The organism is Lysobacter sp. yr284 (assembly GCF_900107375.1).
Taxonomy (GTDB): Bacteria; Pseudomonadota; Gammaproteobacteria; order Xanthomonadales; family Xanthomonadaceae; genus Lysobacter.
Genome location: NZ_FNPT01000025.1, coordinates 15,402 through 27,550, shown reverse-complemented (window position 1 = coordinate 27,550; position 12,149 = coordinate 15,402). Strand labels below are relative to the sequence as shown.

General features: G+C 71.3%; 9 protein-coding genes, 1 tRNA gene, 1 pseudogene and 1 riboswitch. Of the genes and pseudogenes, 6 read left to right on the top strand and 5 right to left on the bottom strand.

From position 1 onward, the window contains the following. Positions 1-155 precede the first annotated feature (155 nt). Positions 156-635: pseudogene (locus tag BLV01_RS22460) on the bottom strand (RNA pyrophosphohydrolase); the annotation flags it as partial. 125 nt (positions 636-760) lie between these two features. On the opposite strand from BLV01_RS22460, the gene BLV01_RS22455 reads away from it, so the two are divergent. The 3 genes from BLV01_RS22455 (at position 761) to BLV01_RS22445 (ending at position 2,088) form a co-directional block, all read left to right on the top strand. Beyond that, positions 761-837: transfer RNA gene (locus BLV01_RS22455), tRNA-Met, on the top strand. Positions 838-1,007: 170 nt separating this feature from the next. After that, positions 1,008-1,364: a 6-carboxytetrahydropterin synthase QueD gene (gene queD / locus BLV01_RS22450; RefSeq protein ID WP_091805517.1), complete on the top strand. Its 357-nt coding sequence runs from the start codon at positions 1,008-1,010 to the stop codon at positions 1,362-1,364. Positions 1,365-1,677: 313 nt separating this feature from the next. Further along, on the top strand, positions 1,678-2,088 hold the full coding sequence (locus BLV01_RS22445; protein ID WP_091805432.1) for a phasin family protein: 411 nt from the start codon (positions 1,678-1,680) through the stop codon (positions 2,086-2,088). A gap of 250 nt (positions 2,089-2,338) precedes the next feature. Here BLV01_RS22445 and bioD read toward each other — a convergent pair whose 3' ends face one another. Further along, positions 2,339-3,025 (bottom strand): dethiobiotin synthase, encoded by a 687-nt coding sequence (gene bioD, locus BLV01_RS22440; RefSeq protein WP_091805429.1) that lies wholly within the window; start codon positions 3,023-3,025, stop codon positions 2,339-2,341. Positions 3,026-3,189: 164 nt separating this feature from the next. Here bioD and BLV01_RS22435 point away from each other — a divergent pair, with 164 nt between their 5' ends. From BLV01_RS22435 to btuB, 3 genes are all read left to right on the top strand, one after another. Beyond that, positions 3,190-3,672, top strand: a complete 483-nt coding sequence (locus tag BLV01_RS22435; protein WP_091805426.1) for a GAF domain-containing protein — start codon at positions 3,190-3,192, stop codon at positions 3,670-3,672. Beyond that, on the top strand, positions 3,669-4,139 hold the full coding sequence (locus tag BLV01_RS22430; RefSeq protein ID WP_091805423.1) for a TfoX/Sxy family protein: 471 nt from the start codon (positions 3,669-3,671) through the stop codon (positions 4,137-4,139). The genes BLV01_RS22435 and BLV01_RS22430 overlap by 4 nt, the downstream gene beginning before the upstream one ends. A gap of 195 nt (positions 4,140-4,334) precedes the next feature. Further along, a riboswitch (cobalamin riboswitch) is annotated at positions 4,335-4,592 on the top strand. A gap of 123 nt (positions 4,593-4,715) precedes the next feature. After that, on the top strand, positions 4,716-6,566 hold the full coding sequence (gene btuB / locus BLV01_RS22425) for a TonB-dependent vitamin B12 receptor (protein ID WP_091805420.1): 1,851 nt from the start codon (positions 4,716-4,718) through the stop codon (positions 6,564-6,566). 306 nt (positions 6,567-6,872) lie between these two features. On the opposite strand, the gene BLV01_RS22420 is transcribed toward btuB, so the two are convergent. From BLV01_RS22420 to BLV01_RS26475, 3 genes are all read right to left on the bottom strand, one after another. Next, positions 6,873-7,787, bottom strand: a complete 915-nt coding sequence (locus BLV01_RS22420) for a hypothetical protein (RefSeq protein ID WP_175486207.1) — start codon at positions 7,785-7,787, stop codon at positions 6,873-6,875. Further along, positions 7,784-8,704, bottom strand: a complete 921-nt coding sequence (locus tag BLV01_RS22415; protein ID WP_139179096.1) for a hypothetical protein — start codon at positions 8,702-8,704, stop codon at positions 7,784-7,786. Before BLV01_RS22415 ends, BLV01_RS22420 begins: the two co-directional genes overlap by 4 nt. A gap of 61 nt (positions 8,705-8,765) precedes the next feature. Then, a complete protein-coding gene (locus tag BLV01_RS26475; RefSeq protein WP_175486205.1) occupies positions 8,766-12,131 on the bottom strand; it encodes a hypothetical protein in 3,366 nt (1,121 codons plus the stop codon). Positions 12,132-12,149 lie beyond the last annotated feature (18 nt).

Genomic DNA, 12,149 nt, shown 5'->3' with positions numbered 1-12,149 from the left:
GAGCCGGTTCAGGCGCCGGGTTCGGAGCCGCCGCAGGCCGACTGCCCGCCGGACCGCGCGCGCGGCCGCTGGTGCTGGCGGCCGCCGAGGCCGGCGTCGCGGCGCGGGTCGGGCCGCGAATCGGCGACCGGGCACGGCATCGGCACCGCCTGGTCGCCGGCGACGTGCCGGGCGAACGGCGCCAGGTGACGCAGGGCGCTGGTGTAGACGCCGCGCTTGAACATCACCACGTGCTCGATCGGGTACCAGAAATCGACCCAGCGCCAGTGGTCGAACTCGGGCTTTTCGGTCCCGTCCAGGCACAGGTCCGACTCCTGCCCGGTCAGCCGCAGCAGGAACCACACTTGTTTCTGGCCGATGCAGACCAGCCGGTCGTTGCGCCGCACCGCCCGGCGCGGCAGGCGATAGCGCAGCCAGCCCGGGGTGGCGCCGAGCACTTCGACATGATGGGGTTGCAGGCCGGTTTCCTCGCGCAACTCGCGATACATGGCCTCCAGCGGCGTCTCGTCGCTGTTCATCCCGCCCTGCGGGAACTGCCATCCGTCGCGATGCACCCTGCGCGCCCAGAACAGGCGCCCATCGGGATGCATCAAGACGATGCCTACATTGGGTCTGTAGCCGTCCGGATCGATCACGATGCGGACTCCTAATTTCACTGTCTCCGACTCTGCCACGGGGTCGGCCAGAGGACAAGCCGGGCAAAACGCAGCGAAAGGATTGACAAGCCCGCTCGCGACATGAAGAATGCGCGGCTCACCGTGGCTATGTAGCTCAGCCGGTTAGAGCACAGCACTCATAATGCTGGGGTCGGTGGTTCGAGTCCACCCATAGCCACCATAAAATAACGCGCCGCAACACCCGTCCGGCCCGCCAGCGCAGCGGGCTTTTTCGTATCCGCACCGCTGCATCCCGCCGTCGCGTTCGCGCCGGTCCCGGCGCTGCGCGATCATTGGCCTTCCACGCGCCGGCGCCGCCGGCTCCGCACCCGCTCCGTCGCCATGCCCGCCATCGACATCTTCAAGGTCTTCACCCTGGAAGCCGCGCACCGGCTGCCGAACGTGCCGGAAGGCCACAAGTGCGCGCGCCTGCACGGGCACTCGTTCCGCGTCGAAGTGCACCTGAGCGGCGCGATCGGCGAGCACAGCGGCTGGCTGATGGACTACGCCGACGTCAAGAAGGCGTTCCAGCCGATCCACGACCGGCTCGACCACCATTACCTCAACGACATCGACGGCCTGGACAACCCGACCAGCGAGCGGCTGGCGGTGTGGATCTGGGAACAGCTCAAGCCGGCGCTGCCGCTGCTGAGCGAGATCGTGGTCCACGAGACCTGCACCGCCGGCAGCCGCTACCGCGGCGAGTGACCCGGCGCCGGCGCCTCGCGCCGGCACCTGCGATGCGATCCGATGCCGCGCCCGGTTCCGGGCGGGGTCATGCGCGCGCCATCGCATCGACCTCCGCTGCCGCCAGCCTCGCCGGGTGGATCGGCGCACGCCCGCGCAGCGAAGCCGCTTTGCCTATTCAGGTAGCAACCCCGTAACTGACTGAACAGGCTGGTTTTCTGAACGATTCAGGACCGCTCGTCGGCGTCATGTTGCGCCGCAACAAAGACCGGCCTATGCTGCATCGCACAATCCAGTCGCCCACCGTCTGGGCCACCTTTTCAGGAGCTAAGCCATGTACCAGCAGTTCAACGAACAGTTCGCCGCCGCCACGCGCCAGTTCGCGGACACGGCCGCTCAGGTCAACCGCCTGGCCCTCGACAACGCCGAGGCCGTGTTCGGCCTGCAGATCGCCGCGATCGAAGACCGCGTCAACGCCACCTTCGCCTTCTTCGGCGAAGCCGCCGAGGCCCGCGACTTCGACGCCCTCAAGACCCTGTTCCCGAAGGGCGTGCAGATCGCCCGCGAGAACGTCGAGCGCGCCGTCAGCACCGGCCAGGAAGCCTTCGGCCGCACCGTGAAGACCAACGAAGCCATCGCCGAGCTGGCCAAGTCGCAGGTCGAGACCGCCGCCAAGGCCACCCAGGCCAACGTCGAGAAGGCCACCAAGGCCGCGGCCAAGGCCGCCGCTCCGGCCGCCAAGTAAGCCTCGCGGCCGCCGCCTCTCTCCCGGCGGCCCGATGCGGTGAAGAAACCCGGCAGCGCAAGCTGTCGGGTTTTTTCGTTTGTGCGGGCCGCAAGTCGCGATGGGAGTTGCGCAGCACTGCCGTAGGAGCGACGCGAGTCGCGACCGCGGCGACGCAACTACGACGACCGTAGCGGCGCGAGCGGAACCCCCGCGGTCGCGGCTCGCGCCGCTCCTACAGGGAAATCGCGCGCAGGGAGATCGCGCGGCTTCAGTAGATCGGCTGCAAAACGGCGGCCAGCACGGCAGGATCGGGATCCGCCGCATGCGGCAGCCGGCCCCAGCACGGCACCGGCAGGCGCTGGCGCAGGATCTCGAAGTTCTCGTCGGCGCGCGCCATGTGCGGGTCGATGCAGTTGGCGATCCAGCCGATCAGCTCGGCGCCGTCGGCCTGGATCGCGCGCGCGCTCAGGCGGGCGTGGTTGATCGCGCCCAGACGCAGGCCGACCACCAGCACCACCGGCAGCTTCAGCGCGCGCACCAGGTCGATCTGGTCGAGACGGTCGCTGACCGGCGCGGCCCAGCCGCCGACGCCTTCGACCACCACGGTGTCGGCCTGGGCGGCCAGGCGCGCGTGCGCGGCCAGGATCGGCTCCAGCGCGATCTCGACCCCGGCTTCGGCGGCGGCGATCTCCGGCGCCAGCGGCTGCGGCAGGGCGTACGGGTTGACGTCTCCGTAGCGCGGCCGCGGATCGCTGGCCGCCTGCAGCAGCAATGCGTCCTCGTTGCGCCAGCCGTCCGGGCCGGGCTCGCAGCCGCTGGCGACCGGCTTCATGCCGACCGCGCGGGCGCCGCCGGCGCGCAGGGCATGCAGCAGGGCGGCGCTGGCGACCGACTTGCCGATGCCGGTGTCGGTGCCGGTGACGAACAGGCCGGCAAGCCGGTGGGCAGGAATCATGCGGGAGTCTCGCGGCTGGGGCCGCCGCGGCGCGCGGACGGGCCCGCACGGCCGGCGGCGCGCTTGTCGGAAGGATCGGCGGCGCCTGTGACTGATCTCGCGCTTTCCCGGCGCCGCCCGGCGGCCATGGTAGTCGCAGCGGACGCCGCTGTTACACTCCGAAGATGTTTACCGCCTCCACACTTTCGGGCCAAAAGTCCGAGCAATACGCCCAATTGGTCGAGCAGGCGCGCGCGCTGCTCGACGGCGAGCGCGATCGCATCGCCAACGCCGCCAACCTGTCGGCGCTGGTCAACCAGGCCCTGCCGCAGCTCAATTGGGTCGGATTCTATTTCTTCGACGGCACCGAACTGGTGGTCGGCCCGTTCCAGGGGCTGCCGGCCTGCGTGCGCATTCCGCTCGACAAGGGCGTGTGCGGCGCGGCCGCGTCCAGCCGCCTCACCCAGCGCGTGGCCGACGTGCACGCGTTCCCCGGCCACATCGCCTGCGACGCGGCCTCGCGTTCGGAAGTGGTGGTGCCGCTGACCCGCGGCGCGGAACTGATCGGCGTGTTCGACATCGACAGCCCGGTCCCGGACCGTTTCGACGCCGACGACCAAGCCGGCCTGGAAGCCTTGGCCCAGGTGTATGTGGAGTCATTGGCATGAGCGGAACCAAGATGCGCAACATCGGCCCCAAGAGCGCGGCGTGGCTGCGCCAGGTGGGGCTGCGCACGCACGAGGACGTCGCCGCGATCGGCACGGTCGAGGCGTTCATGCGGGTCAAGCGCGCCGGCTTCAAGCCGACCTTGAACCTGCTCTACGCGATCGAGGGCGCGCTGCTGGACTGCCATTGGCAGGAGATTCCCGACGAGCGCCGGCAGGAGCTGATCCTGGCCGCCGAGGCCGCGACCGCGCTGTTGCCGGCGCCGCGCAACAAGCCGGCGGCTGGGCCGGTGCGGACTACGGTGCATAACGAGGAGCGCCGCGACGACAGCGGCGGCGGCTTCGGCGGGGTGCACGAGGAGCCGCACGGCGAAGACTTCAACCGCGACGACGACGGCCGCGAGGGTGGGGTCGATGAGGATCGCCACGAGGATCGCGACGGCAACGAAGGCAACGACGGGCGGGATTGAGCGGCCGCGTCGGGCCTCATCCGGCCCTTCGGGCTCCCTTCTCCCGCCAGCGGGAGCAGGGAGGGCGCCGGGCGGGATCGAGAGCGTTGGGTTCGTCGCTTCGAAACACGTTGGCTGACCGCGCCGCCAGTCGGGGCTTGCGCCCGCCGGGCGCGCGCCGCCGCGCCCTCAGGCAGCCGCTGCCCACTTCGCGTACACTGCGCCCCGCTTCGAGGTGACCCCGCGGCCAGGCCGCCGGGTTGAAACGGGAAGCCGGTGACGCCTGAAGGCGCGGATCGAGGATCCCGCCGCGGCCAGTCCGGCACTGCCCCCGCAACGGTAAGCGCGCCACAGCGCGGCAAACGCCACTGTGCCACCGGCCTCGCGCCACCGGCATGGGAAGGCGCCGCGCCAGGACCGGTCCGCCGGTTCGGCCCGCAAGTCCGGAGACCGGCCCCGAAGCCCCCACAGGTTGCGATGCGGAGGGCATCGCGGCGGTCGCCGCGCCTTCGCGCCGGCTCGCCTGCGTTCGCCCTCCCCCGCTGCCGCCCTTCGCCGTACGTGGCGCGCGCAGGATCGCGCGCGCAGGAGTGCCCCATGCGTCGTTTCAAGCTGCTGTCCCTCGCCATCGCCGGAGCGCTCGCGCTGCCGGCCGCCGCCGTCGCCGCGCCCGCCGGCGAGGCCACCGATCTCGACCAGGTCGTGGTCACCGCCAACCGCACCGCGGTCAGCGTCAACGACCTGCTGACCCCGGTCGAGGTGCTCGACCGCGCCGACATCGAACGCAGCCAGGCGCGCGACCTCAACGACCTGCTGCGCGGCCGCGCCGGCATCACCATTTCCAACCAGGGCGGCGCCGGCAAGCTGACCACGCTGTTCCTGCGCGGCAGCGAATCCGACCACGTGCTGGTGCTGGTCGACGGCATCCGCATCGGCTCGCCGACCTCGGGCCTGGCCTCGCTGCAGGACCTGCCGCTGGAACTGATCGACCGCGTCGAGATCGTGCGCGGACCGCGTTCGAGCCTGTACGGCGCCGACGCCATCGGCGGCGTGATCCAGGTGTTCACCCGCCGCGAGCGCCAGGGCTTCGCCCCGCGCGTGCACGCCGGCGGCGGCAGCAACGGCACGGTCGAGTTCGGCACCGGCTTCGGCGGCCGCAGCGGCCGCGGCTGGTTCGGCGCCGACTACAGCTTCCGCAAAACCCAGGGCATCAACGCCTGCCGCGGCGCCGGCTTCCCGGTGTTCGCCGGCTGCTTCACCGACGAGCCCGACCGCGACGGTTACGAGAGCCACGCGCTGTCGCTGCGCGGCGGCGTCGAGATCAACGACCAGTGGAGCGTCGAAGGCCAGGCGCTGCGCGCCGAAGGCCGCAACGATTACGACGGCAGCTTCGTCAATTACTCCCAGACCGTGCAGCAGGTGATCGGCGGCAAGCTCGACTGGCGTCCGAGCGAGCGCGTGCACGTGCAGCTGACCGGCGGGCGCAACGTCGACAGCTCCGACAACTTCCTCGGCGCGGTGCCGATGGGGTACTTCAGCACCAACCGCGACAGCGCCACCCTGCAGGCCGACTTCACCCTGGCCGAAGGCCACCTGCTGAGCGCCGGCTTCGATTGGCTGCGCGACGAAGTGCGCAGTGACACCACCTACGACGAGCGTTCGCGCGACAACAAGGCCGGTTTCGTCCAGTACCAGGGCCGGTTCGGCAACCAGTCGTTCGAAGCCAGCGTGCGCCGCGACGACAACGAGCAGTTCGGCGGCCACACCACCGGCGGCGCCGCGTGGGGCCTGAACTTCGCCGACAACTGGCGCGTCACCGTCGGCTACGGCACCGCGTTCAAGGCGCCGACCTTCAACGAGCTGTACTACCCGTTCTTCGGCAACCACAACCTCAAGCCGGAAGAATCCAAGACCTGGGAACTGGGCCTGGCCTACCGCGGCGAGAACTTCAACGCCCGCATCGACGGCTTCGACACCCGCGTGGACGAGCTGATCACCTTCGACTCGGCGATCAACCTGCCCAACAACATCGAACGCGCGCGCATGCGCGGCGCCGAGATCGGCGTCGACACCACCTTCGCCGAGTGGACCCTGGCGGCGAGCGCGAGCTGGCTGGACACCGAGAACCGGGTCGGCTTCTACCGCGGCAACGACCTGCCGCGCCGCGCCAAGCACAGCGCGCGCATCGACCTGGACCGCGCCTTCGGCAAGTTCCGCGTCGGCGCCACCGCGGTCGGCTACGGCTCGCGCTACGACGACGTCGCCAACAGCGGCCGCCTGGGCGGCTACGGCACCTTCGACCTGCGCGCGGAGTACGCGTTCAACGATGCGCTGAGCCTGCAGGCGCGCGTGGCCAATGTGTTCGACCGCGAGTACGAGACCGTGTCGTACTACAACCAGCCGGGCCGCGAGTGGTTCGTGACCCTGCGCTACGCGCCCAAGCCCTGATCGAGGGCGTCGCGGGGCCGGTGCGGTCCTGATCGATGAGAACGAAGCCCGGCTCAGGCCGGGCTTCGTTTTTTGCGGTGTCGCGCGGCGCGGCGGCCTGTCGGGGGGAAGGTGCGCGGCGAGGTCGGAGCGGGCGCGGCGGCGGTGGGAGGTTCGTCGTGGTCGAGGTGTCGCGATCGCGGCTTGCGCCGCTCCTACAAGGGGCACGTCGCGGCTTCGAAGGCTGGCTGTAGGAGCGGCGCGAGCCGCGACCGCGGTGTGGCCGGTCGCTGCGCACGGTCGCCATGGCGAGAAGATCGCCGCCGCTCACGCCATCGCGGTGATCTGCTCGTCGAACTCGGCCTGCAGGTCGCGGTGGCGCAGGGCGCCGCTGCGCCGCGCCCACGCGCGCAGGCGCGCCAGCTCGGGCGAGCGCCAGGCCGCCATGCCGTAGGGGCTGCCGCAGACCGCATGATCGGGCCGCTCGCTGCGCGCCGGCGCGTCGCTGCCCCACGCGGTCGCCGCGGCGAGACGATGCAGCTCGCCCGCCGCAGGCGCGCCGCATTCGGCGGCATGTTCCAGGGCGAGGACGAATTCGACCGGGTCGGGATAGAACGGCGACAGGCTGGCCGCGCGCAAGGCGTCGTCGCCGGCCCAGCGCAGCGCCGCGGCGAGCATGTCGGCGGCCTCGCGCACGCCGGGCAGATGGGCGAGCCGCAAGTGCGCGAACACGGCCAGCACGTTGGCGGTCGCGGTGCAGTCGACGAGGTCGCGGCGGATGCCGTCGCGGGCCCAGGTGGCGAACACGCCGGTGCGCAGCCACGGCGGGCGCAGCAGCGGCAGGTGGGCGATGCGGCGGCGGGCGATGGCCAGGCAGGCGGTGCGGTGGGCGTCGCTACGTTCGATCCGGCCGGCGTGCAGCAGTTCCAGCAGCATGATCGCGGTGTCGTCGGCGTCGTCGGGCAGGCGCGGCGCCCAATCGGGATGCGCGCGTTCGGGCCAGAAGCGGAAACCGCCGCGCGCCGAGCGGCATTGCGCCAGCGCGTCGAGCATCGCCGCCGGCACCGGCAAGCCGGCGCGGCGCAGCGCGCGCACGCCCAGCGCAGTGACGAAGCCGTTGCGGTCGCGCAGGCGCTGGCCGTCGAGGACGACGTCGCTGGCGATGAAGTAAGCCGGCGCGGCGACGCGCGCGGGCGCGCTGCGCGTCGGGCCGGGCCACGCGGCGCGGGTCGCGTCGATCATGTCGGCCGCACGCCGCATTGCACCCAGGCGTTGCCGGCGATGTCGGCGCCGACGCCGATCATGCCGTGGCGCCAGCGGCCGTCGGCCGGGCCGGCGGCGAGCGCGGCGTAGACCTGCGCCGACGCGCCCTCGCCCTGCGCGCGCAGGCAGGCTTCGACCTGGGCGTCGTCGCGGAAGAGCGCCTTGGCGAAGGTGAACCAGGTCAGCGCGCGCACCTCGCCCTGCGCCGACAGCGCCAGGCTGATCCCCGACGGCCGCGGCAGATCGTCGGCCGGCAGCACCCGCTGCAGGCGCTGCAGCAACGCAGCCTCGTCGCCGAGCGCGACGCGGGCGAGCGCGCGCAGCGCGGCCAGGTCGAGTTCGTCGGCGCGCGCGTAGCATTCGACGCTGCCGTCGGGGTTGATCCCGCACATGCGCCAGAACAGCAAGGCCGAATCGAACAGGCGATGGCGGCCGCGCCACTGCGGCGGCAGCCGGCCTTCGGGCAGGTCGGCGTAGAGCTTGGCGGCGAAATCCTCGCCGTGCCGGGCCGAGGCCCAGGCGCCGAACTTCAGCCGCGCGCCGCGCTGGTGATCGAGCCACGGCCGCAGGTCGCCGCTCCAGTCCAGCGCCTGCGCGGCGCGTTGCAGCCGGGTCGCGTCGTCGGCTTCGGGCTCGGCGACCTCGGCGGTCCAGCGCACCGCCGCTTCGCGCGAAGTCCAGGCGAACTCCACCGGCAGGCCGGTGTTGGTCAGCGAACTGAAGCTCCACGCCACTTCCGGCCAGCGCGAGGCCGCCAGCGGCGCCAGCGCGCGCGCCAGCCGCGCCTGCGCCGCGTCGGCCTGCTGCGGCAGCACCGCGCGCAGCCGCTGCAGCGTCGCCGCGACCGGCGCGGCCAATCCGTCGCCGCCGGCGCACCGCGGCATCGCGTCGCTCACGCTCGCTCTCCCTGTGTCGAAGCCGTCCCTGGCGTTGCCTGCGTCCATGCCGTTCCTCCCCTTATTGCACCGCGACCAGTTCTTCGCTGTCCTCGACCCAGGCGCGCTGGTCGAACTGGCCCTGCATGCCGACGAAGGTGAAGCGCCGGCGGTACTTGCGCTTGTCCTTGTTGTTCAACGCAATGCGCAGCTTGATCGGGTCGGCCTGCGAGCCGGCCATTTCGATGCGCTCGTTGCGCTTGTAGGCGCCGTCCTCGTACTTCACGTCGATGTAGACGCGCTTGACCGCGGCCGGGTCGAACACCGGAATGAATTCCAGCTGCAGCGCGTCCTCGAAACTGTCGTGGACCAGCAGCTCGGGCACGTCGACCTCGACCGCCGGGGTGGCCGGATCGGGCTGCGAGACGCCCTTGCGCCGCTGCACGACCTGGTAGGTCACGCCGCGGTTGGCCGGCGCCGGCCTGGCGCCGCGCAGGCGCCAGGTCTTGGGCCCGGAGCTGGCGGTCAGGGTCAGCGTCGTCTTCGGCTCGGGCGAGGCGTAGCCGCGCGCCTGCAGCTTGACGTCGATGGCCTCGACCACGTCCCAGTCGACATCGCCGGCAGTCGCGGTGATCTGGCGGAACTCGACGTGCTCGTAGGGATTGACGAACAGCGTGCGGTCCTCGGTGCGCTCGGCCGGCACGGTGTAGGAGGTGCGGTCGGCGGCCCAGTCGGACTGCGGATCGAAGTGGTACTGGTACGAGGCTTCGTAGCCGATGTCGCGGGTCTGGTTCATGAACACTTCGAAGCGCTTGGCCGCGGTGTCGCCGGGGCCGAACACGAAGTCGGCGTGCTTGTGGTCGCGCGGCTTGCTCTTGTCGCCGTAGTCCAGCGCCAGCTGCACCGACTTGAGGTCGATCGGCTCGAACGCGATCGGCAGGCTGGCCTCGACCGCGAACTGACGGAAGAACGGGTCGTCGAGATCGATTTCCTTGAAGTACTTGGACTTGTCGCTGAGGTCGCCGAGCATCAGCCCGAAGAAGCCCTGCGGCGCGTAGGTGCGGCGCACCGCCTCGGCGCGGTTGTAGCGCAGGGTCAGCTTCTTGCGCTCTTCCTGGTGCACGAACTTGAGCTTGAGCGAGAGGCTGACCGCGGTGGGCGGCGTCGGCACGGTCGGCGTCGGATTGGGATTGGGATTGGGGTGCGGATTGGGGTTTGGATTCGGATTCGGATTCGGGTTGGGATTCGGATTCGGATTCGGATTGGGGTTCGGATTCGGATTGGGATTCGGCGGCGTCACCGACGCGGGCCGGCGCAGGCGCCCGTGCCAGCGGTTCGGCGTGGTGCCGGCGGCGCGGCCGCTGACGTGGACCACGCGGTTGTCCGGGTCGCCGCCCATCGGCGTGTGCGAACCCGGCCGCGCCGCGGGCACGACGTCGCCGTTGGCAGCCTGCGTGGTCACCGTGATCGGCACGCCGGCGCGCTTGGCCACCGCCAGGGCGACGTCGAGCCGGCGCTGCGACAGCCGCCGGTTGTACTGCTCGCGCTGGCTCTCGCTGGCGCCGCTGACGTGCTCGTGGCTGGCGTAGGCCTGGAAATTGAGGTTGCGCGGCGTCGGCAGGCTGCGGATCCACGCCATCAATCGATCGGCGCCGCGTTCGCTGCCGCTCCAGTCGCCGTCGCCTTCGATGCGCAGCGTGCCGGAGGCGTCGCGATAACGCGGGTCGGTGGTGGTGTTGTCCACGTAGGCGCGGAACTGCGGCGACGGCGGGTTGGTCTTCCAGCCCGATTCGGCGGGCTTGTCGAAATCGAAGAACAGGCCGAAGGTCTGGTCGCGCGCGCTCGCCGGCCACTCGACGTCGATGCGCTTGGCCGAGTCCGGGTTGACGGTGACGCTGACGCGGCCCTGCGCGTCGGCGGCGACGACCTGGTCGTCGACCTTCACCACGGCGCCGGCGCCGGTCACGGTGATCGTCTCGGCCAGGCCGCTGGCGGCCGGCGTGTGGGTAACGCCCAGGCCCGCCGGCAACGGCGAAGGCTCGGTCGAATCGACGCTGAGCGCGGCCGGCTGGATCTGCGGCGCCGGCGGCGTGGTGCCGCCAGTGGTTCCGCCGGTTCCGCCGGTGCTGCCGCCAGTACCGCCGGTCGCACCGCCCGCGCCGGTGCCGCCGCTGCTGCCGGCGCCGCCGCTCGCGCCCGACGTGCCGCCGGCGAAACCGCCGCCGCTGCTGCCGGAACTGCCGCCGCTCGATCCGCTGCCGCTGCCGCCCGAACTACCACCGCTCGACCCGCCGCTGCTGCCGCCCGAACTGCCGCCGCTCGATCCGCCACTGCTGCCGCCCGAACTGCCACCGCTCGATCCGCCGCTGCTACCGCTCGAACTGCCGCCGCTCGACCCGCCGCTGCTGCCGCCCGAACTGCCGCCGCTCGATCCGCCGCTGCTGCCGCCGGAACTGCCGCCGCTCGATCCGCCGCTGCTGCCGCCCGAACTGCCGCCGCTCGATCCGCCGCTGCTGCCGCCCGAACTGCCGCCGCTGGATCCGCCGCTGCCGCCGGTGCCGCCGCCCTGCCCGCTACCCGAGCCTCCGCTCTGGCCGCCGCCTGCGTTGGCCGCCTCGGTCGCCAGCTTGCCCGGCACCAGGGTCGGTTCGAACCACTTGCTCAGCAGGTCGTTCTTGAAGAAATCCAGCGCCCACTTCTCCTGGTCGCGCTTGTCTTCGGCGTCGGTGAAGGCCTCGACCTGGATGTCGATCACGCCGTTCTGCACCAGCGATTCGAACGCCGCGTCGATGCCGGCCTTGAACCAGGCGTACTGCCCTTCCAGGCTGGCGCTGAAGTGGTTGTAGATGCGCTCGAAGTCGGCGGTGATGGTGACCCGCAGCGCCGGGCGCATGGCCAGGTACTTGAAGTCGTAGACCACCCCGATCGGGGTCATGCCGTCGCTGAGCGCCTGCTCCAGGATGGTCGCGCCCTCGGCCGACAGGCTCAGGCTGAAAGCGGCGCGGTTGGCCGCGTCCATCGACGGCACAGTCGCGCCGAGGATGTGCTCGACCGCGTTGAACGTACCCGGCGCCGCCGGCTGCGCCGAGGTGCCGCCGCCGCCCTGCACGTTGAGGGCGATGCACTGCACCGTGCCCTCTTCGAACGTCGCACAGGTCAGCCGCACCGGCGGCACCGCGCCGGGTTCGGCGTTGAGCCGGCCGACGATCTTCGATTCCATCGACGAGGGCAGCTGCAAGGTGGTGACGAAGGTGACGAAGCCGCCGCCCTTGTCCGCGGCCGAGGCGTCGGCGACGCGGTACTTGAGGAAGTTGAATTCCTTGCGCCCGTCGGCCTGGCGCTTGGCCAGGTCGACCGGACCGGGCAGGTACCAGAACTGGCTCTTGTCGGCGTGGTCGCGGAAGACGGTGATGCCGTCGATGGTGATGGGTTTTTCCAGGCTGAGCATGACGAACTCCGTGGGCTC